Source organism: Pedobacter jaeyakensis, assembly GCF_054461315.1.
On sequence record NZ_CM136921.1, the window covers coordinates 4266494 to 4288368 of the forward strand.

General features: G+C 41.1%; 15 protein-coding genes. 9 read left to right on the forward strand and 6 right to left on the reverse strand.

The features are described from left to right. Positions 1-13: 13 nt before the first annotated feature. The 5 genes from ACXZ1K_RS18875 to ACXZ1K_RS18895 form a co-directional block, all read right to left on the reverse strand. Positions 14-3103, reverse strand: coding sequence for a SusC/RagA family TonB-linked outer membrane protein (locus ACXZ1K_RS18875; RefSeq protein ID WP_458971240.1), 3090 nt, complete (start codon positions 3101-3103; stop codon positions 14-16). Positions 3104-3473: 370 nt separating this feature from the next. After that, positions 3474-4397, reverse strand: a complete 924-nt coding sequence (locus tag ACXZ1K_RS18880; RefSeq protein WP_458971241.1) for a cyanophycinase — start codon at positions 4395-4397, stop codon at positions 3474-3476. Between the two features lie 7 nt (positions 4398-4404). Next, a complete protein-coding gene (locus tag ACXZ1K_RS18885; protein ID WP_458971242.1) occupies positions 4405-5376 on the reverse strand; it encodes a cyanophycinase in 972 nt (323 codons plus the stop codon). A gap of 29 nt (positions 5377-5405) precedes the next feature. Then, a complete protein-coding gene (locus tag ACXZ1K_RS18890; protein ID WP_458971243.1) occupies positions 5406-6743 on the reverse strand; it encodes a RagB/SusD family nutrient uptake outer membrane protein in 1338 nt (445 codons plus the stop codon). 11 nt (positions 6744-6754) lie between these two features. Then, entirely contained in the window at positions 6755-9853 is a 3099-nt protein-coding gene (locus tag ACXZ1K_RS18895; protein ID WP_458971244.1) for a SusC/RagA family TonB-linked outer membrane protein, read from the reverse strand. Positions 9854-10256: 403 nt separating this feature from the next. On the opposite strand from ACXZ1K_RS18895, the gene ACXZ1K_RS18900 reads away from it, so the two are divergent. Both ACXZ1K_RS18900 and soxC read left to right on the forward strand, forming a co-directional pair. Continuing rightward, positions 10257-10796 carry a c-type cytochrome gene (locus tag ACXZ1K_RS18900; RefSeq protein ID WP_458971245.1) on the forward strand — a complete coding sequence of 180 codons (540 nt, stop codon included), beginning with the start codon at positions 10257-10259 and terminating at the stop codon, positions 10794-10796. Positions 10797-10802: 6 nt separating this feature from the next. Continuing rightward, on the forward strand, positions 10803-12020 hold the full coding sequence (gene soxC / locus ACXZ1K_RS18905) for a sulfite dehydrogenase (RefSeq protein ID WP_458971246.1): 1218 nt from the start codon (positions 10803-10805) through the stop codon (positions 12018-12020). 35 nt (positions 12021-12055) lie between these two features. Here the strand turns inward: soxC and dcp are convergent, their stop codons facing one another. After that, positions 12056-14200 carry a peptidyl-dipeptidase Dcp gene (gene dcp / locus ACXZ1K_RS18910; RefSeq protein WP_458971247.1) on the reverse strand — a complete coding sequence of 715 codons (2145 nt, stop codon included), beginning with the start codon at positions 14198-14200 and terminating at the stop codon, positions 12056-12058. 204 nt (positions 14201-14404) lie between these two features. On the opposite strand from dcp, the gene ACXZ1K_RS18915 reads away from it, so the two are divergent. The 7 genes from ACXZ1K_RS18915 (at position 14405) to ACXZ1K_RS18945 (ending at position 21874) form a co-directional block, all read left to right on the forward strand. Then, the gene (locus ACXZ1K_RS18915; RefSeq protein ID WP_458971248.1) at positions 14405-15670 is read left to right on the forward strand and encodes a sensor histidine kinase; all 1266 of its coding nucleotides are present in this window, start codon (positions 14405-14407) and stop codon (positions 15668-15670) included. Between the two features lie 104 nt (positions 15671-15774). Continuing rightward, positions 15775-16620, forward strand: a complete 846-nt coding sequence (locus ACXZ1K_RS18920) for an SDR family oxidoreductase (RefSeq protein WP_458971249.1) — start codon at positions 15775-15777, stop codon at positions 16618-16620. A 17-nt stretch (positions 16621-16637) separates the two neighbouring features. Further along, entirely contained in the window at positions 16638-17537 is a 900-nt protein-coding gene (locus ACXZ1K_RS18925; protein ID WP_458971250.1) for a helix-turn-helix domain-containing protein, read from the forward strand. A gap of 39 nt (positions 17538-17576) precedes the next feature. After that, positions 17577-18353 (forward strand): SDR family NAD(P)-dependent oxidoreductase, encoded by a 777-nt coding sequence (locus ACXZ1K_RS18930; protein WP_458971251.1) that lies wholly within the window; start codon positions 17577-17579, stop codon positions 18351-18353. Positions 18354-18620: 267 nt separating this feature from the next. Next, a complete protein-coding gene (locus ACXZ1K_RS18935) occupies positions 18621-19427 on the forward strand; it encodes a phytanoyl-CoA dioxygenase family protein (protein ID WP_458971252.1) in 807 nt (268 codons plus the stop codon). Between the two features lie 217 nt (positions 19428-19644). After that, on the forward strand, positions 19645-20034 hold the full coding sequence (locus ACXZ1K_RS18940; protein ID WP_458971253.1) for a BlaI/MecI/CopY family transcriptional regulator: 390 nt from the start codon (positions 19645-19647) through the stop codon (positions 20032-20034). Positions 20035-20059: 25 nt separating this feature from the next. Further along, the gene (locus ACXZ1K_RS18945) at positions 20060-21874 is read left to right on the forward strand and encodes a M56 family metallopeptidase (protein WP_458971254.1); all 1815 of its coding nucleotides are present in this window, start codon (positions 20060-20062) and stop codon (positions 21872-21874) included. Position 21875 lies beyond the last annotated feature (1 nt).

Genomic DNA, 21875 nt, shown 5'->3' on the forward strand with positions numbered 1-21875 from the left:
ATTCTTCATATGGCTAGAGTGAAACGTTTATACCAAATTGAAAACTGCGTGGCGAAGGTGGTGTACCTAAGTCGATACCCTGCGCATTTTGAGAACTGCTTGATGAAGACTCAGGATCAAGACCCGTGTATTTTGTGATCAGGAAAAGGTTACTCCCAGTAACTGTTAACCTTACTTTATCCAGCTTAATCTTTTGGGTTAAGAGTTTTGGAAGTGTGTATCCAAGCGTTAGGGCACGAAGGCGGATAAAGGAACCATCTTCTAACCAGCGACTACCATCATCTTTGTAATTGTTGTTATTAATCCCATCAGGTCTTGGCGTATCGGTTATGTCGCCAGGTTTCTGCCATCTGTCAACATTACTTGCAAAAATAATACGTGCAGCATCCCTGGCACCACCCGCTTCACCAAAGAACCTGTTGTGGTTATAAACCTTATTTCCATAAGAGTAAGATAAAAATACGCCAAGATCAATCCCTTTGTAATCGAATGTATTACCAAAGCCGCCAAAGAATTTAGGCCAAACGCTACCATAAATCTGCCTGTCGGCCGCCGTGATCACTCCATCTCCATTATGATCATCATAGCGGGTATTACCTGTTTGCGGATCTACTCCCAAATCCTTATACAAATAAAAAGAGTACAGCGATGAGCCTTGAACATTCCAGATCAGATCACGACTCCCAAACTTAACCGGTGAGGCCAACTTTTCAATGGTATTCTTGTTACCTGATACATTGAAGTTGGTCGTCCACGAGAAAGAATTGGTTTTAATATTGGTAGAATTTATGTTTAGATCATAACCTCTGTTGCTAATTTCAATATCGTTCTTCGTAAAGCTACTGAACCCTGTAGTTGCAGCAAGCGGACTAGATATGATACCATCACTGGTATATTTCCGGTAATAATCAAACGATAAAGACAGCCTGCCTTTTAATATTGACAAATCAAAGCCGGTGTTGAATTGGGTGGTTTGTTCCCATCCCAAATCAGGATTAGCAATTTGCTGTGGTGCTGTTCCCGGTGTTCCCTGATAAGATGAACCGCCAGACCACAGGCCTAAGGATGCAAAATCGCCTGCGCCATTTTGACTACCAGTTATACCATAACTGGCCCTAATTTTTAAGTCGGTAATGGCATCTACATTTGTAAGGAAATTTTCTTCTTTAACTTGCCATGCTGCACCTACACCGGGGAAATAGCCCCATTGTTTGTCTTTACCAAATGCAGAAGTTGCATCTGCACGCAGACTAAAATCAAGTAAATACTTCCCGTTAAAATTATAGTCTACCTTAGCAAAGAAAGAAGCCAGGTTTCTCCTTGACCAGCTTTCAGAACCTGTAGTTACCGCAGCTGATGATACCAGTTTATAAGAGTTGTTGGCAAATCCTGTCCCTCTTGCAGATGTAGTACTACTGATATCGCTTTGCAGGGTATTTCCTAGCAAGAAACCGATGGTATGTTTTGTGTTAACTTTGAAGCTGTAAGAAAGTGTTTGTTCATTGAGTAATGAAGTACGCTGACCGATAGATGAGGTTGCCAAACCTGCCGGACTTCCTGAGATCAGGAAGGTATTCCAGTATTCAGATTCCGGGTAATTGGTGTAATCCAACCCAAAACTGCTGCGGAATTTTAACCCATGAAACAACTCAGCCTCACCATATAAGTTACCGATGTAACGAAGACTGGTAGAATGGATATCATAATTCTCTAACAGCAACTCGACATTGTCAAAACCTGCGCGGCCGACTAAAACGCCTTGGTCGTTATAAGGCGACAGGTAGGTTGGGGTATGTAAGGCTGCCTGAAGCAATCCACCTGCAGGACCGTCGCCAGCCCTACCCTCGTTACGGAAGGTACGTCCCAGGGTATTACTAATTCCAATATTGATTTTATCAGTTATTTTTTGGTCGAAGTTTGCTTTAAAACTCGCACGGTTAAAAGAGATTGGCGCCAGTATAGATTCCTGATCATTATAACCTGCCGATATATAATACTTGTTACCTGCGTTACCACCAGCTATAGAGACGTCGTAGTTTTGGAGTTTAGCTGTGCGAAAAACCTGGCTTAAGCGGTCATAGGTTTGCTGCTCTTCCGGAAGGCCCCTGCCAGCTACTCCGTTAACAACTTCAGAAACTGGTCTGAAAGGACGGCTGGCAAATGAACCGCCTGTGTTGATCCAGTTTTCATTGATCAATTCCGCGTGTTGCGGACCGGTAGCGAGATCCCAAAGTTTTACTGCTTTGGCGAAGCCATTTGACACATTGAAATCTACTTTGGCTTTTTGTCCGAATTTACCGCGCTTAGTAGTAATGATCACTACTCCATTTGCGCCCCTAACCCCATAAAGAACAGTTGCCTCTGCATCTTTCAATACAGAAATACTTTCGATATCATTTGGATTAATGTCTGCAATTGGAGAGGTAGAATGTCCGCCAGTATCAAAAGTCTGCAAACTGGAATTGCTAATAAATACGCCGTCAATAACATACAGCGGATTATTGTTTCCATTAATACTATTGGCACCGCGCAACCGTATATTTACCGTTTCACCCGGCACACCGGTGTTGTTCGTAATCTGCACCCCTGCAACTTTTCCCTGAAGCTGAGATTCAAAGCTTCCCCCAGGAATGTTCTTTACATCTTCGATCGAGACTTTGGCAACGGAACCGATTACGTTTCTACGCTCCTGAGATCCGTAAGCAACGACAACTACGTCGTTAAGCTGGTTTGTACTTTCCTTTAGTTCAATTTCTATGGTTTCGCCATTGGCAACTACTTGTCTGGTTTGATATCCGATATAACTTACGGTTAAGGTATAAGGGAATTTTTGTCCTGTTACGAAATTGAACTTACCTTCTTTATCGGTTTGAACAGCGTGTGTGGTACCTACAATAGCGACGTTTACACCTGGAATGCCTAGTTTATTAACTGCATCCACTACTCTGCCCTTAAGCGTTGAGTTAACAATAGGTTTTGTCTGTTGAGAAGAGGAGACAAATGGAAGACTTAAAAGGAGCCCTAAGACTGCACCCAGCAATCGTATCCTTTCAAATAGGCGAGAAACATGAGATACATGCCCAGCCTTTTTAAAATTTTGCATATTTTTAAAAAGTTTTAATTAATTCTAATTGATTGAGACTAATTGCTTTCAGTAAGTGATTGGCGTTGCGTACTGATCGCATCTATAAAGGCAGGGTTTAATACCCTGTCTTTTTGTTTATAATAGAAGCACTCTATTTCATTGGACAACAACAACAATAAGTTGTAGTCGGAATTCTGAAGGAAGTAAGCGCATTTTTCATTTGTTTTCGTAAAGTTGTTTCCATTTCAATTTTTTAAATATTTATACTTTGCTTGGCAAATGTAAATGCATTTTCAATAATAAACAATTAAATCTATCAATTTAGTAGATTATTATTTAAAACAGCAATTATATGCGTCTATAGGGCATAAGGGCATATAATTGTAACTTATCTAATACTTTCTATTCTTATTCTTTTTGGCGGAGGTATTATTTTTCGGTTGCGGAGGTCATATTTTTGTCCTTCACCCAAAAAGAAGAACGGTCCTCCGATAGTTCCTGAATCTTCAGATTCTCCGGCCACCTGAGATTTCTTTGGAGCTGTTATCGTTTTGTAATCGTACACTGCTACGTAAGATTTTCCGATTACTTCAGCTGTGTCTCGCTGAACAAGAATGGCTGTTGCTTCATCAGGTCCAAACCCAATAAGTTCGGGAGTTTGTCTTACCACTTCAATCAGATCAAATTGACGATTACGCTTTAATACATGCTGATCAATTACCGAATTTTTAAGAAAACCCAATCCTTGCGTATGGTCGCCCAGGAAAATACCAGAACCTTTGGTGTCGCCCCGCCATAGCAATGACCCTTGGATACTGGCTCCCGCAGAACTACCTGCGATGACTCCGCCCCTGTTTAGTACATCGAAAAATGCCTGATGCGCAAGTGTATTTAAATAAGCATCAGCAATGCGCCATTGCCTGCCACCGATAAAATAAACCCCTGTTGCTTTTTTTAATGGGGCAATGAACTTTTCACTATTTGCTTCTGCCAGATCTCTTGGATGCAGCAATACCACATCCTTTGCACCCGTTTGTTTTTTCACTTCATCAACTGATTTATTATCGTATAACGCGGAATCCCCTCCTGCTGCCGTAACCACAACGATGTGGGCTTTGACTTTACCCCCTGCAAGTTCTGTAAATTTATTCCAGATAGAAGCCGTGCTTCCAACGTTTCCTCCTATGATGATCAATGATCCTTTTTCCGGGCCATGTTTAGTTGTAGATTTTTGATTGATGGTAACGGGAGTCTGCCCGGCGGCACTGAGGCCAGCCAAAACCAACAAAATATATAAAAATATCTTTTTCATGTTTGTATTATTTATTACCAGAGTTGACAGCTGCAGCGGTTGGTGTTGTCTTACGCGGCGGTGCCAGCACTATCCTGTTCCGCAAATCGTATTTCTGGCCTTCACTTAAAAATATAAATGGACCCGATGATGCCGAATAATCTTCTTTCCCATCTTTAACATGGTCCGGGCCTTTGCCGATAATGGTATTGTAATCGTAAATTATGGCGTATGATTTACCGATTACTTCAAGGGTATCACGTTGTACCAAGATTGAGGTAGCTTCATCTAATCCTATGCCGATTAACTCTGGCGACTTCTTAATGAAATCAACCAAATCAAATTGCCTGTTCCTTTTTAATAGGTGCTGATCTATGGCTGAGTTTTTAAGAAATCCGAGGCCCTGGGTATGATCGCCTACAAGAATCTGAGGTCCTTTTGTATCACCGCGCCATAAGAATGAACCCTGGATACTTGCACCAGCCGAACTGCCAATAATTACGCCGCCTCTATTCAGCACGTCAAAAAATGCCTGATGAGTAAGGGTATTTAAATACGCATCGGCAATGCGCCACTGGCGTCCGCCGTCAAACCAAACTCCAGTTGCCTTTTTTATTGGGGCAATAAACTTTTCGCTGTTGGCTTCTGCCAGATCATTGGTATGCAGAACTGTTACATTCTTAATCCCCAATTCCTTTTTGATTTTGTTTGCACTACTCAGGCTGAACGCAGCTGAATCGCCAGTCGCAGCAGTAATGACTACGATATTGGCCTTATCCTTTCCGCCGGCAAGCTCAAGGAACTTAGTCCATATTTGTGGGGTAGAACCTCCTCCTCCGATAATGATGAGTGACCCTTTTTCAGGGCCATGCCTCGTAGTAGATTTTTGATTGATGGTAACAGGGCTGTTCGCCCCACCTACTTTTGATACTGAACTTTGAGCGAATGTTCCTGCAGCAGTAAACACAACAGAGGCTGCCAATAATAAAATCTTGTTCATGATTATTTATTTTAAATGAGTTAATGAATCTAGTATCCTTTGTTCTGGTCACCTGCCAGGTCCGGATCAGTTATGATTTCTGACTGCGGGATTGGAAATATCCAGAAATCTGGGTTTTTAAGGTTGGCATTCACAGCGCCAAACACTTGGGCAGCACGGCCGGTACGCACAATATCCAGAAAGCGGTGCCCTTCAAAAGGCAACTCAAATCTGCGTTCGTTTTCTATAGCCGATAAGATATCGTTGACCGTCAATTGTGAAGTATAAGTTAGTAAAGGGACATCTGCGCGACCTTTGATCTTATTTAAGTCATCCACCGCACCTTGCAAATCTGGCGTAGCTTTATTAGCCCTGGCCTCAGCCCTGATCAGGTACTGCTCCGCAATCCGCAAAACAAATATAGAGCTGGTGCCATCTTGATTTCCATACTGGATAAGGTCATACACTCCTTGCGGGGTTTGAAACAACAAACTTTTCCGAGATCCTCCTAAGTTTGCGTTTAGCAATAACCCAACAAAACCGCGTTCAGGAATATAATCATGGCGACCGCCCTGCTCCGGCGAACGCCAGTTGGTGTAAAAAGAACTTTTATCAGCCGTACTAAAAGCGATTTCGAAAATAGACTCTTTGGTGTTTTTCGAAGTAAAGAAAGTAGAATAGGGTTTTACCAGTTCGAAATTTGTACTTGCGATGGATTTACTCGCAAATTCTTCTGCCAGGTTCCATTGCTTAGTGTATAAATACAAACGGGCTTTGAGCGCATAGGCGGTAAATTTATTGGCGCGGTTGCGATTTACTGTAGTAGACAACAATTCTTCTGCCTTGTTAAGATCGGCAAGCGCCTGTGCATAGGTCTGTTCCAATGTACTTCTTCTTATACCTTTATGGGCATTGGCCGATGTTGCGGGTTCCAGGACAATTTGTACTCCTCCATAAGTCTTCCCCAAATCGAAATAAGATAACCCACGCAAGAAATAAGCTTCGCCAAGAATCTGATTTTTGTCTGCCACCGGCACTAAGCCATCAGAAAGCTGGGATACTTTATTCAATATAAAATTCGCCCTGTTTATGATTACATAATAGGTTGAAAAACCACCACCGCCTCCAGCGGCCGTTTTATCTGCAACAACACGATTTTGCGCGTTGAAATTTACTACATTATCCCCCGCCAGGTCTAAGGAAACTATATTCGATCCCACCTGTCCTTGTAAAGCATCATATGCTCCAATTAGTGCAGCATTAGCAGATTTCTTGTCTACAATCACAGCTTCATCTGAAATATTTGCCTGAGGTTCAGTTTCCAAAACTTTTTCGCAGGAGATTGTAAATAAACCTGCGATCAACAATAATATATTTATCTTTTTCATTTCCCTTTTAATTAAAATGTGAAATTGATTCCGAGATTTAAACTCTTTGTCTGTGGCACTCCGTTGAAGTCGAGCCCCTGAACCAGACCATTTGCGCTATCTCCTGCAGAATTGGTTTCAGGATCTGGACCTGAATATTTAGTAATGGTAAACAGGTTGCTTCCAGTAAGATAAAATCTTGCATTATTGATTTTTAACCTGGATACAATTCCTTTAGGAAGACTGTATCCAATCGTAATATCACGCAAACGGATAAAAGAAGCATCTTCAAAAAATCTACTGGTATTTCCCTCGTAATTAAGGCTTCCGTCAGCATTACGAACCGAGGTAGGTCTTGGTAATACATCTACATCGCCGGGATTCTTCCAATAATTCAGCGAGCTTTTTTGAATGGACCGGGTTACACCACGCGTGCCTCCCGCTTCCAGGAAAAGCGCGGTATAATTAAACAGGTGGTTACCGGACTTATAAACGAAGTTAACATTCAAATCAAATGCTTTATAGTTGAATGTATTTTTAAAGGCTCCCTCAAAGTTTGGCCAGGCATCACCTACAATTTTCCTATCGTCGGCCGTTATCTTGCCGTCGCCAGTAACATCTTCAAAACGGGCATTACCGGTTTGCGGATCTACCCCAAGATAATTGTATACCCAAATGGAATAAAGCGGAAAACCTTGCTCGGTACGATACATTCCGTAACTACCGGTTATGGGATTGTTAATCTTTTCAACGATATTTCTATTGTGAGAAATTGTCAAGGTGGTATTCCATTTAAAATCAGTTGTTTTCACATTTTGGGAGCTCAGCAATAGTTCTACACCGGTATTGCTAATCTCTCCTACATTCTGATAAACAGTAGAGAAGCCCGTTTTGGCCGCAACGGGGACATCCATTAATAGATCGGTAGTATATTTGCGGTAGTAGTCAAATTCGAATGAGAGCCTGTTATCCAGTAAACCGCCTGACAGACCCGCATTGAACTGACTGGTAGTTTCCCATTTAAGGTCTTTATTTCCAAGCTGACTTGGCGCAATGCCCGGTTGCTCAAGGTAGTTCCTGCCACCTGCCCAAAGACCTCTTGCTGCAAAATCTCCTATATCCTGATTACCCGTATATCCGTAACTGGTTTTGATCTTAATATTTTTAACGACGTCTGTTTTTGGAAAAAAGGACTCATTGCTGATGTTCCAGCCCAAACCTATAGAAGGGAAAAAGCCCCACCTGTTGTTAGAACCGAACCTTGAGGAAGCATCGTATCTTGCATTTACATCCAGAATGTAACGGTTATCGTGCGTAAAATTAGCCCCTGTAAAAAAGGAGATCAATCCATAATCGGTTCCGGTTGAGGATGCTGTTTGCACCGCAGCCGAAGTGATTCGCTTAAACTGATTACTAGGAAATCCGGTCCCTGTAAGCGTTTGACGCTCCTGACTGGTATATTGTATGGAGTTTCCAAGAAAAAACGAGAAATCATTTTTCTCCTTAAACAAAGAATAATTGATCAGTTGCTCTGCAATAAGGGATTGTTTGGAGGTGAGTACATCATTTGCTTCTCCAGCCGGCTGACCATATACAAGATTGGTATTGTAATAGGCATTTTCTTTATACAAGTTATAATCATTGCTCAACGAAGATTTGAAAGACAGGTTTGGCAGGAAATTATAAGTTCCATACAAGTTATTGATGCTTCTCAAACTGTTGGAATGGGTATCTGAATTCTCCAAAATAGCAATATGATTATCAAAGACGGTAGGTTTCGTAAATGTGCCGTCGGGATTGTAGAAAGGATAGAACGTAGGCGTGTGTAATGCAGCCTGGAATAAACCGGCAGGTCCATCACCCACCCTTACCAATCTTCTGGGTACACTACTGAGGTTATTGCTGGTCCCTATTTTAAATTTCTGGTTTACGGAATGATCCAGATTTATCCGAAAAGAATAACGGTTAAAGTCCTGTAGCTTTAGTGTAGATTCCTGATCTTGATACTCAGCCCCGATATAAAAATTAGTCTTGGCATCACCTCCGGATATAGAGAGGTTGTAGCGCTGTGATTGTGCAACCCTGAAAATATCACTTAAACGGTCGTAAGTCTGCTGATCTTCTGGATTACCGTATGCGGGGAAGCCTGCGATTACTTCTGTAACTGGCCTAAAGGGGCGTCGCTCGTAAGGAAGGCCATCATTAATATGAACCAGATTTACGAGCGCAGCATGCTCAGGCCCGTTAACGAGTTCCCAAAGGTTATATGCCTTGCCCAAACCATAATCAGCGGCGAAATTGAACTTTGTTCTGGAATTTTTAGCACCTCTTTTTGTGCTGATCAAAATTACCCCATTAGCACCTCTGGCCCCATATACAGCTGTAGCATTTGCATCTTTTAACACCGAAACACTTTCTATATCATCCGGATTTAAGTCCGACAACGGGTTAGGTGTTTGTCCACCGAGACCGCGTGAAAGTCCCTGCAAGTTTTCATTGTTGACAAAAACACCGTCCACCACATATAACGGATCATTACCTCCAGTAATAGATATGGCGCCCCTTAGCCTTACCAATACGGAAGTTCCGGGTACGCCACTATTGCTTGAAACGAGTAATCCAGGCACCTGGCCCTGCAATTTCTCAGTTACACTGGTATAAGATGCCTTACCAATATCTTCAGCAGACAACGTTGTAATTGCCGATGTTTTTGAACCTTTCTTGGTTTGCGTGTAGCCCACAACCTGGACTTCATTTAACTCATTCAGATCTTCTTCGAGAATAATGGTGACCGGACTTCCATCGGCAACATATTCTTTCGTCTTGTACCCAGTATAAGATACAATGAGTGTATAAGGAAAAGGCTGACCGGTTTTGAAGCTGAAAGCACCGTTTGCGTTTGTTTGCACAGAATGAGTTGTACCTTTTATTTGCACCGTAGCCCCAGGCACAGAAATATTAGTTTTGGCGTCGACTATCTGGCCATTTAATATGGAATTGATCAAGGGTTTGTCTTGGGACTTTGAGATTTCGGGCATCAGAAATGACGCGAGGAAAACGCTGCTTAACAGCAGTGCTTTCACAAAGGAGCAGGCAGCAAAAACATGCCTGTCCTTTTTAAAATTTTGCATAACTTTAAAAAGTTTTAATTAATAAATCGTTGATTGAAACTGGCAATTCAGTAAGTGATTGGCGTTGCATACTGAGTGCACAATAAAGGCAGGATTTATCCTGTCTTTATTTTTTTAATACTTTAAGGATTGGCTATTGCCCGGATCAGCAACAACAACGAATGGAGAACTCCATCGTACTGCGGAAAATTGAATGCTTTTGTTCGTTAAGTAATTTTGTAACCATTGCTAGAATTTTAGTTAAATAACCTGTGATCCTGCAAATCTAAAAGCATTTTCAATAAAAACAAATTAAATCTACTGATTTAGTAGATTATTCTTATTATTGTCTGCACAAATAGTATTGCAGCCTAAAATGAAATTTAAGGACTTCCTGGTAACCTGCTTAATAATACTGACAGCGATGGCAAAAGTCTCAGCACAACAGCCTCGCAATGTCGAGAAAAAAGAAATTAAGACACCGTCAAAATATAGCTTTGGACGTTTAGCTACGCTAAAGGAGATTTCGGTATGGGATATCGACGTAAGGCCAGATGGCAAAGGGTTGCCGGCAGGCCAGGGTGATGCCCTAAAGGGAAAGTCTTTATACCTATCTAAATGTGCGATGTGCCACGGTAACAATGACACTGATCTTGCTAAATTAAAATTGCCAGCGCCACTGCTGGTTAGTGATACCTCTGCAAGAAGCCGTCCGAAGGCGATTGGAAATTATTGGCCTTATGCAACTACAATATTTGACTACTTAAGGAGAGCCATGCCATATAATGCGCCAGGTACGCTCACAAACGATGAGGTATATAGCATCACTGCATACCTTCTCCATGCCAATAAAATCATTAAGCAATCCGATATTCTCAATGCTAAAACATTGCCCAAGGTAGTGATGCCTGCAAAAAAGCTTTTTATTATGGATGATAGAAAAGGCGGACCTGAAGTTAAATAATGTATCATGGAAGAAAACAAAATGAGTAGACGTACCTTATTGGGCGGTGTAGTTGCTGCAGCCGTTATACCAATGAAGGAAACATTTGCGAAACAGATTCAAAAAGGTTTACCAATTGAAGAAGTGATTCCCGATGATCCGACAAAAGTAATTGGGCCCGGTCCAAGTGCTGTGGGAAAACGCTCCACGTTTGAAGCGCCTGTCCGCAAGTTCTCAGAAACGTCTTCACGAACTCCGTTGCAGGATTTTTATGGAACCATCACTCCTTCAGATCTTCATTACGAGCGGCATCATGCAGGTGTTCCAAAAATAGACCCAAACAAATATGAGCTGCTGATCCATGGAATGGTAGATACTCCTATGAAGTTTACTTTGGCAGATCTGAAACGCTTCCCTTCAGTTACGCGTGTTTGCTTTTTAGAATGTGCCGGTAATTTCCGCACAGGAAAGGAAGAACTAACCCCGCAAGATGTACTTGGCTTAACCAGTCAAAGCGAATGGACTGGCGTAATGCTTTCTACCCTGTTTAAAGAGGTTGGAGTAGATCCTAAGGCTACCTGGTTCTTGGCAGAAGGATCTGATGCTGCAATAATGACAAGAAGTATCCCAATGGAAAAAGCCTGGGATGACGCCATGATTGTTTATGCGCAAAATGGGGAAGCCATGCGTCCAGAACAGGGATATCCTGCCAGGTTGCTACTTCCCGGCTGGGAAGGCAATATGAATATCAAGTGGTTAAGAAGACTAGAGGTATCAGATGCGCCGTACATGACGCGTGAGGAAACCTCTAAATATACTTATCCTGTTAAAGACAAAATCAGGATGTTCAGTTGGGAAATGGACGCAAGATCAATTATCACCTATCCATCCTACCCGCAAAAAGTACAAAGGGGATGGATAGAAATCAGGGGAATTGCCTGGAGTGGACGGGGAGTGATTACACGGGTAGAGATTAGTACCGACTCTGGAAAAACCTGGGCAGACGCCAATTTGCAGGGTCCTGTGCTGAGTAAAGCGCATACCTATTTCAGATACTTGTGGAGCTGGGATGGGGTTCCCACAGAAATATTAAGTCGCGCAATAGACGAAACAGGGTATATCCAGCCTAGCCTAAAGCAACTGACAGAAGCACGGGGTGCCGGAGGCGGGTACCACATGAACCCGGTAACGGCCTGGCAAATTAAAGCCGATGGTACAACTTGGTTTAAGCCAGAACAGATTTAAAAAAGCCCTGGTGAATTAAACCAGGGCTTTTTTTTCTATTTAACGGGTAATCCCCTATTTCGTTGCATTGGCGCAATGCTTGGATCGTGCCCCCTAAACGCTTTGAACATTTTATTATAATCTTCAGTATTACCTTTTGAAAGTATCATGTCACGAAAGCGCTGACCATTTGCGCTGCTTAACCCACCATTTTCTTGAAACCAGGCAAAAGCGTCGTTATCAAGCATCTCAGTCCATAAATACGCATAATATCCGGCAGCGTAACCATTAGCCCAGATGTGCAGAAAATAACTGGAGCGATAACGAGGCGGAACGTACGATAGATTTAGCTTAGTCTTTTCCAATGCCGCAGTTTCAAATTGATCTGCATCTTGTACAGGATCATTGCTGGTCAACTTGTGCCATTGCATGTCCAATGCGGCAGCTGCCAATACTTCAGTAAGTCCATAGCCCTGATTAAATGTTGCTGCTTTTTTAATTTTATCCACCAAAATCTGCGGCATCAATTCACCTGTCTGATAATGCTTCGCATAGTTTTTGAAGACTAAAGGATCTACTGACCAGTGTTCGTTGAATTGAGATGGAAACTCCACGAAATCCCGAGCCACGTTAGTACCTGATAAGGTTGGATATTGCTGATTTGCAAAGAATCCATGGAGTGCATGTCCAAACTCATGGAACATGGTGGTTACGTCGTCAAAACTAATGAGTGCCGGTTGGCCTTCAGCCGGTTTGGTGAAGTTGCAAATATTATAAATTACTGGCTTAGTGCCAAGAAGTTTGGATTGCCCAACAATATTACTCATCCAGGCGCCACCGTTTTTATTGTCGCGTTTAAAGTAATCGCAATAGAAAATACCGATCGAAGTGCCATCTTTTTCGAAGAGCTCGTAGACTTTCACATCTTTGTGATAAACTGGCAAATCAGTGCGCTGTTTAAATGTAATACCATATAGTTGTGTTGCAGCATAAAAAACTCCATTTTGGAGTACGCTGTTCAATTCAAAATAAGGCTTAACCTGACTCTCGTCCAGATCATACTTCTCTTTGCGTACCTTTTCAGCGTAATAGTCCCAGTCGTAAGCCTCCACTTTAAATCCGCCTTTTTCGCGGTCGATTACTGCTTGAATATCCGCGGCCTCCTGATTGGCCTTAGCAGTTGCAGAAGGTACTAGTTTCGCGAAGAAAGTCTCAACAGCTTCTGGTGTTTTAGCCATTTGATCTTGCAGTTTCCAAGTTGCATAATCCCTGAAGCCCATTAATTTTGCTTTCTGGGCTCTAATCCTCGCTATTTCAACAATGATTTTTCGTGTATCGTTGGCGTCGCTTTTTTCAGTACGATTCCAGGAGGCATCAAAAAGTTCCTTGCGTATGCTGCGATCTGCCAGCGATTGCAATGCCGGCTGTGTGGTGGTGTTTTGCAAAGGAAGCAGCCATTTACCCTCCATTTTATTATCTTTCGCACGTTGCGCTGCTGCACTTAGGTCCCCTTCTGACAAACCTGACAACTTAGACTTATCGCTTAGCACTAATGCGCCGGCTTTAGCAGCTGCCAGCAATTGATTAGAGAATTTTGCGCTTAGTGAAGCTTCTTGTTCATTGAACTTTTTAAGGCTATTTTTATTCTCCTCAGATAACTTGGCGCCAGCAAGTACAAATGTTTGGTATTGATATTCTAAAAGTCGTGCAGATTCCGGATCCAATTTTAGCCCTGCCCTATTGTTGTATATGCTTTCAATACGTTTAAAAAGATCCGCATTTAAAAAGATTGCATCCTGATGAGCGGCAAGCTTTGGTGCAATTTCTTCCTGGAGTTTTTGTAAAGTATCGTTTGTATTTGCTCCAGTTAATAAATTAAAAACATTGTTAACACGGTTTAGTAGCGCTCCAGAACGCTCCATAGACACCAGTGTGTTCTCGAACGTTGCAGCTTCAGGATTTGCGGCGATCTTTTCGATCTCCTGCAAATGGATTTTCATGCCTTCTTCAAAGGCCGGTTTAAAATCACCATTATTAATCTTCGTGAAATCAGGTGCCTGATAAGGCAGTTTGCTTTCAGCGAGAAATGGATTGGCAGATGAAAGTGTATCAGTAGTTGCAGCCGATTGCTTCTCGCTACTATTACAGGCGCTAAAAATAGCCAGCATTGCCAAAAGTGGCAGTTTCAAAGATTGTTTCATGTACTAATATAGCACAAACCGTTCAATACAAGATATATCAATAAGAAATCTTAATTGGCAGATTGAAATAATCTTTTAAATTTGATAGTTCGAGCGACTTATCTATTCATGCCTAAATATAACTTCAGCACGCTTAACTATCGAAATTTAAAAAGACAGAACCTGTCTTGGCGCCAATTAATTGGAGACTCTTCAAAATTTTCCTTGGAAAGCCGCATCTTCCATTCCATCAGTATTTGCTTAATTGCATTAAACTGCTTTTATGTACCCTATAATTTCTGTGCGGGATTGTATGTTGGCTCCATATCAGCGTTGATCATAGCCTTGTTCTTTACGCATCAGTACTATTACTCCAGATTTGAAGGCAGAAAACATAGCAATACTTTATTTGGGTTAGTTGGCTTAATCATATTCGGAGTTAACTACTTTACCAACTCAGGTATTAATGGATCAACTGATCTGATATGGCCAGTTTACTTATTATTGGTTTTTGCAATATCGCCATATCGCCAGCACCTGAAATGGCTTCTTATATACATGACAGCCTTTTTGGCGATACATGTAGTTGAATATCAATATCCCTTTTTAGTAAGATATCCATTCACAGCCGGCAGAGGACAGTTCATAGATCGTATTACGGCTTTTCCTATTCCTGTTATTGCTATTTTTATCATTATCAAATTCATCAGGCGGAGTTATGACATAGAAAAAAGAGCCGCCGAAGAAAAGACGATCGCAATCGAAAAAAATAATGAGCAAATTTCATTGCAGAAGGCGCAATTGGAAAAAAGCAATATGGAAAAAAGCAAACTCATGTCGATTATTTCACATGATCTGCGTACCCCATTGATGCACATACAAAATTATTTAGAGTTGCTTGCAGACAACGGGGTTGATAAGGAAGACAGGCTTATGCTGGAGAATTCGCTACTTAAGGCAACGAATGGCGCGGCCGACATGCTCTCGAATCTTTTAAACTGGTCGAAATCTCAAATGGAGGGATCATCTGTACACCTAACTGAGCTCGATTTGCTTCCTGCATTACTGGCTACATTAGAAATGGAAAGAACGCATGCTGCAAAAAAAGACATCGGACTTTACTACGACATCCCACCTTACCTGATGGTTCTTGCCGACCCGGATATGCTACAACTTGTGGTGCGCAACTTAATTAGCAATTCTGTAAAGTTTACGCCACAAGGTGGACTCATTAATGTTGATGCTAAAATAGTTGGCGATGAATGTAAAATATCTATCCGCGACAACGGCAAGGGTATTGACTTGAAGGAGCAGGAAAAAATATTTTCTATAAAAGCGGAACATACGTATGGTACGAATAATGAAAGAGGTGTTGGATTGGGTTTGGTACTTTGTAAAGAATTTATAGAACGCCAAGGAGGGCGCATTGATTTTGAGAGCAAACCTGGAATTGGTTCCAGCTTTTTCATCTTTATACCGAGACTACAATAAGTAATCTACCATAAAATTGTTTGAATTTTGCAACTATATGTTTGAACACAGCTAACTGGGCAGCTCCAATTACCTCCAACTTTGTGTTATAAAAATTATCAATTATGAACACAAGAAAAACATGGTTTATTACGGGAGCCTCTAAAGGCTTAGGCCTTACTTTAACAAAAAAATTGCTGGAACAAGGCTATAATGTAGCCGCGACTTCAAGAACCGTTGACGTACTTAAGAGTGCTGTAGCTACTGAAACCGCTAACTTTTTACCATTGGCAATGAACATTGTAGATGAAGAAAATGTAAAAAAAGCATTATGGCAAGCCATCGCACATTTCGGCAGCATTGATGTGGTGGTGAACAACGCCGGGTACGGATTAATGGGTGGGCTTGAAGAATTGTCTGACGAAGAAGCTAGAACAAATTTCGACGTTAATGTATTTGGATCATTGAATGTGATACGTCAGGCACTGCCTCAGTTAAGGTTACAAAGGAACGGTCATATCTTTAACATCTCTTCGATTGGTGGTTTTACAGGTGGCTTCCCTGCTTTTGGAATTTATTGCGCTACTAAATTTGCAGTACATGGGTTTACTGAATCCTTATCACATGAAGTGAAACCATTTGGAATCAATGTTTCCCTGGTAATGCCAGGATATTTCCGCACTAACTTTCTGGACGAGGGTTCAATAGTAACGCCAAAACATGAAATTTCGGCCTATGAAAACGTAAGAGAAATGCAGGCTGTGCATCAGCAGAATATTAATTCCAATCAGCCGGGAGATCCGGAAAAAGCTGCAGACTTGTTGATTGCAGTTGCTAAAGAGGAAAATCCTGCATTACATTTGTTCCTGGGCGCTGACGCCTACCAAATTGCGGAAAATAAAATTGCATTGATACAAAAAGACATGCAAACTTACAAAGCGTTAGCTACTGCAACAGGATTTGAGAATTAATGCTTTAAATTTACAATATGGAAGGGACAGAGACGCTGGAGGATTTCTACCAGAATAAATTTAACCTCAAATATGATGGAGTAAACCGCGATCTGGGACATTTCAATGTATTTAGAATGGAAGAATGTTATCTGCCCGGCAGACCTCCTATACAGTACAGTCGCCGTGACTTTTATAAAATAACACTGATGCGGGGCCGACATCTGTACCACTATGGTGATAAAACACTGGAAGTAAACGGAAGTACCCTCATCTTTTTTAATCCAGAAGTGCCTTACACTTTTGAACGATTAACTGAAGATGAGGGCGGCTACTTCTGTATCTTTAAGGATGCCTTTTTCTCGGAACATATCCGCGGCAGTTTAATAGACCTCCCTATGTATTCGCCTCAAGGAAAACCTGCCTACATACTCAACGAGCAGCAGGACGAGGCATTTGAATTGATCTTTAAAAAGATGCTTAATGAACTTGATTCAGAATATGTATTCAAATACGACTTAATACGTAATTACATCATGGAACTGATCCATGGTGCTTTAAAGTTACAACCTTCTGAAACTTTATATAAGCATGCCGACGCCAATGGAAGGATTGCATCTGTATTTAGAGAGTTGCTAGAACGACAATTCCCTATTGAATCCCGCGATCAACAATTCTCGTTGCGATCAGCGAGGGATTTTGCAGACAAACTAAATGTACATACCAATCACTTAAATCGTGCAGTAAAAATTGCCACGGGGAAAACTACAACCGCTCACATTTCAGAGCGGTTAACCACAGAAGCGATAGCCTTGTTAAAACATACAGATTGGAATATATCAGAAATTAGTTATAGCCTGGGATTTGAAGCGCCGTCGCATTTCAGCAATTTCTTTAAAAAACACACCAGTTTTGCACCAGGTGCTTACCGCATATAAAGACTCAGTTTGTTAAACATTAATTACATTTGAAACATCATGGATAAATATGCTTTAGTTACAGGTGCGAGTAAAGGAATCGGAAAGGAAATAGCTATTCAACTGGCTGAACTTGGATATCACTTATTACTAGTTGCACGTTCAGAAACTGAGCTTTCGTCTCTCGCCAGCTTAATTCAAGAAAAGTACCAGGTAAAAGTTCACTATTTATCGAATGACTTATCAATGCCAGGTTCATCATATCGTGTAGCGGAATGGTGCACCGAACATACTTCAAACTTTTCTATATTGGTTAACAATGCCGGTTTTGGAATTTTTGGGCAATTTGATACGCTCAAGCTGGATGAACAGATGGAGATGATCAGACTTAATGTAAATGCAGTTGTGGAACTAACCCATATTTTATTACCTAGATTACATGAGCAAAACCAGGCTTATATTTTGAACATCTGCAGTACCGCGGCTTATCAGGCAATGCCAGCTATGGCTATATATGCAGCCACCAAATCATTTATTTTATCTTTTACCAGGGCGCTGAGGTATGAGCTAAAAGATAGTAATGTATCCGTAACCTGCCTATCACCAGGTCCAACTGATACCGGGTTTGCTAGTCGCGCCGGATTAGACATGTTGGCTGAACTTGCGGATAATTTCAATATGAGCCCAGGCACCGTTGCAAGAATTGGCCTTCATGGAATGTTCCAAAAGAAAGCTGAAATCATACCAGGCTTCATCAATAAACTTTCCGCTGCGGGCGCGACATTTCTACCAAAACGCCTTGTAGAACGTATTAGTGCCAGTATTTATAAGAAATAAAAAATATTTTAAAATAATTTGATATTATAAATATTTCCATACATTTGTAATGTCTACTAAAATAGTAGATTTTATTTAAATGACTAAATCGCAACACATATTCTACGCATTCCGAATGCGAATGCCCAACCCCAAAGGGGCGGCTTGTTGCTGTTGTTGTTGTTGATCTGTAAATAATACTGATCCAATTTCTACCTCCCCTGGCTATTATTATCTGATCAGCACGGAGCGTTAATCAACATCTTTTTACTATTAACAACATCAACAATGGAAAAGTCATATCCAAAATTCATATTAGCCGACACTATAACTCAGGAACAATACGATTTCTTTAACAAGAATGGATTCATACATTTTAAGAATTTTATCAAGTCAGAAACTGTTACAGACATCATTCAGGCTTCAAAATCCGTACAAAAAGATTGGATAGAAAATCAACGGGTAAAAGTCAATGGTATACCAGTTAAATACGGAAAAGATCTGGACGGTACCGAAATTGTACAGCGCTTTGCTTTTATCAATCAGCATCACAATCTTTTCGCCGAATTGGCAAAAGATCCCCGCTTTGATGTATTGCTCAGTCTTATTGGCAATGGAGCTAGACTTGGTACTGAGGAAAAAGACGGTATGGTGCTAAATCATTATGTAAATGGACCGGAAAGTAAGTTTACCCAAATGGGATGGCACACAGATGGGCTAAGGGACATCTTTCAAGGACAAAAGCTCAATCCAATGCTCAATGTTGGAATACACTTAAGTACTTTAAAACCGGAAAATGGCGGACTAAGAATACTTCCCGGCACACATAAACAAGGAATTTACAATATGTTGTTTCGTAAAAGATACTTTCTTGACAACAATGCAGATAAAGAGGAAATGGCCATTACTCCAGAGGCTGGTGACCTTACCATACACGACGGAAGGTTATGGCATAGGGTGGCTCAATCAAGAATTATTGGCGAGGAAAGCCGCAGAAGGGTAATTTATATTCCCATTATCGCAGGCAAATACGAGCCTAAAAATGAGAACAGTCCGACTGCTTTTTACCAACGCTTTGCTGGTTTAGTAAAATAGTTGGGTATGCTGATCGCTATGATAATTACCTGGATGGTACGTACAGGAAAATTGGAAGCCGGCAGGCAATATTTCAATTCCTTAATAAGAAAATAGATGTTTGGTTAGATCTATATGTTTGGTTCTGAAAAACCCGGATTGGATAGTCCGGGTTTTCTATTTAAAAAAAATATCAAATAATATTTGTTTCGTACGAAAGTTATCCTACCTTTGGAATATGAAACAAAAAGATATCATCATAATACCTGCTCCTACCCCGGCCGAGTTGGAGATACTCCAAGTTTTATGGGAATTTGGTCCCTCTACAGTACGCTTTGTAAACGATAAACTGAATGAGCAACGTGATGTAAATTATACTTCTACACTGAAACAAATGCAGATTATGGCAGATAAGGGTATCCTTAAACGCGATGAGAGTCAAATGAAACATATTTATATCCCGGTAGAGGCGGAAGAAAAAACAAAGGATCAGTTACTAAACCGATTTGTAAATACCTTATATAAAGGATCAGCATCTAACCTGGTCATGCAAGTTCTAGGGAATACGGAGACTTCTAAGGAAGACCTGGACGCAATTAAAGAAATGTTAAAGAAACTAGATCAATAATTCGAATAATTAATCAATAACAATTATGGAATTTCAAACTGCCATTTACCGCACTCTTCTTCATTCTCTATGGATGGGATTGACCCTGGCCTTGCTAACCAGCGTGATCATTGTTGCCACAAAGAAAAGTACTGCAACACTTAGGTATAACCTGCTTACAATGGCGCTTACGTTATTTATGATCAGCATTGCTATTGTGTTCTGTTACGAGCTAAGCAACAAAACAGTTGAAACTTCTGGGATAAATCAGCATACAGCAATTGCTGAAGTGAATAGGAATTTATCACCAGCCGCAACAAAAGGAAATACAGATAGTGGCTATTTAATAACTCTTAAAGCCATGATTGGATTTTGGGGCCATTATTCCAATCAAATTGTCCTGATATGGTTTCTAATTATCTGCGCAAAGTGTGTTCAGCTAATGGCAGGATTGCATACGATTTATTATTTAAAGAAAACGAGTGTCATCAGAGCAGGGTCTTACTGGGAAAATAAAGTAGCTGAACTGGCTTTTAAATTAGAAATAACAAAACATATTCAGATACTTCATTCAGGTCTGGCAAAAGTACCTATGATAGTCGGGCACTTTAAACCAGTGATACTGGTTCCCCTTGGTATGCTGAACGGCTTGACACTTCAGGAGGTAGAAGCCATATTGAGCCATGAACTGGCACATCTTAAACGAAACGATTACTTGGTGAACCTCTTACAAAGTCTGGTAGAAATTGTATTTTTCTTCAACCCTGGAGTGCTGTGGTTGTCGAAATTAATCAAGGAAGAACGTGAAAACTGCTGTGATGATCTTGCGCTCTCCTGCACAGAGAGTAAACATCAATACATCAAGGCTCTTATTTCCTGTCAAGAATTTAAAGCAAATCAACCAGTGCATGCAATGGCCATAACCGGAAGAAAAAACTCCTTAAAAGAGCGTGTGGGCCGGTTGGTTTTTAATAGCAATTCCTCTCTTAACAGAGTTGAGAAAGTAATACTGGCGATAGTCTTAGTTTCATCGTTAGTTTTAACAGCGGCATTTAGCAGTATAAAGAGCAGCGAAACAAGGGCAGACCTTACTTTAAAACCAGCTTCGGTAAAATTAGGAGCCTATAAAAATGTCAACACACAAGACACCACTAAAAAGCCTGTTGTCAAAAAAGCAATTACTACTAAGTCAACTCTCAAAAAAGAGCGTACAACTAGGAATGACCCAAAGACCACGCAAAAAGTAATAGACGGGAAGATTTCTGATGCAGTTAAAGCAGAAATTGATGCAGCCAGATATTCCGCGAAAGCGAAGGCATACGATGACGAAGCAAAGAAATATGATGATGAAGCGCGCCGGATAGACACGAAAAAATACCAGGCTGATGTTAAAAAGTATCAGGCTGACATAGCAAAATACCAAGCTAAAGTAAAGAACTACGCTGCAAATGTAGATAAATATGCAGCAGAAGCAGCAAGGCATGCTGCGGATCCTGATAAATATCCGGAACCAGCGTTGCCAGTGGTTCCTTCTGTCCCTTCCGTACCAGCCAGGCCGACATCGGCGTCTGTTCCGCCGACAGCTCCTACCCCTCCTGCGCCACCTGTAAACGTAACCACTACGGGTAATGTAAATCTAAGTAACTTGAAAGTTGATATCGCTCCTTTGAAACAAGATATGACCACAGACCTGCGTAATGAAGGTCTACTAAAGGACACCAAAAACTTTAAATATCAATTAAATAGTGAAGCATTGATCATTAATGGGATTAAACAAACAGATGAGATTCACCAAAAATATTTGAAGAAATACCTAAAAAATAAAAAAGGTACCATAACAACTACGGTCAGTAGCAACTAGC

What these genes read in the sequence shown, in the direction of transcription:
- ACXZ1K_RS18875 (WP_458971240.1), bottom strand. Translation starts at nt 3,103, where the DNA reads ATGCAAAATTTTAAAAAGGCTGGGCATGTATCTCATGTTTCTCGCCTA.
- ACXZ1K_RS18880 (WP_458971241.1), bottom strand. Translation starts at nt 4,397, where the DNA reads ATGAAAAAGATATTTTTATATATTTTGTTGGTTTTGGCTGGCCTCAGT.
- ACXZ1K_RS18885 (WP_458971242.1), bottom strand. Translation starts at nt 5,376, where the DNA reads ATGAACAAGATTTTATTATTGGCAGCCTCTGTTGTGTTTACTGCTGCA.
- ACXZ1K_RS18890 (WP_458971243.1), bottom strand. Translation starts at nt 6,743, where the DNA reads ATGAAAAAGATAAATATATTATTGTTGATCGCAGGTTTATTTACAATC.
- ACXZ1K_RS18895 (WP_458971244.1), bottom strand. Translation starts at nt 9,853, where the DNA reads ATGCAAAATTTTAAAAAGGACAGGCATGTTTTTGCTGCCTGCTCCTTT.
- ACXZ1K_RS18900 (WP_458971245.1), top strand. Translation starts at nt 10,257, where the DNA reads ATGGCAAAAGTCTCAGCACAACAGCCTCGCAATGTCGAGAAAAAAGAA.
- soxC (WP_458971246.1), top strand. Translation starts at nt 10,803, where the DNA reads ATGGAAGAAAACAAAATGAGTAGACGTACCTTATTGGGCGGTGTAGTT.
- dcp (WP_458971247.1), bottom strand. Translation starts at nt 14,200, where the DNA reads ATGAAACAATCTTTGAAACTGCCACTTTTGGCAATGCTGGCTATTTTT.
- ACXZ1K_RS18920 (WP_458971249.1), top strand. Translation starts at nt 15,775, where the DNA reads ATGAACACAAGAAAAACATGGTTTATTACGGGAGCCTCTAAAGGCTTA.
- ACXZ1K_RS18925 (WP_458971250.1), top strand. Translation starts at nt 16,638, where the DNA reads ATGGAAGGGACAGAGACGCTGGAGGATTTCTACCAGAATAAATTTAAC.
- ACXZ1K_RS18930 (WP_458971251.1), top strand. Translation starts at nt 17,577, where the DNA reads ATGGATAAATATGCTTTAGTTACAGGTGCGAGTAAAGGAATCGGAAAG.
- ACXZ1K_RS18935 (WP_458971252.1), top strand. Translation starts at nt 18,621, where the DNA reads ATGGAAAAGTCATATCCAAAATTCATATTAGCCGACACTATAACTCAG.
- ACXZ1K_RS18940 (WP_458971253.1), top strand. Translation starts at nt 19,645, where the DNA reads ATGAAACAAAAAGATATCATCATAATACCTGCTCCTACCCCGGCCGAG.
- ACXZ1K_RS18945 (WP_458971254.1), top strand. Translation starts at nt 20,060, where the DNA reads ATGGAATTTCAAACTGCCATTTACCGCACTCTTCTTCATTCTCTATGG.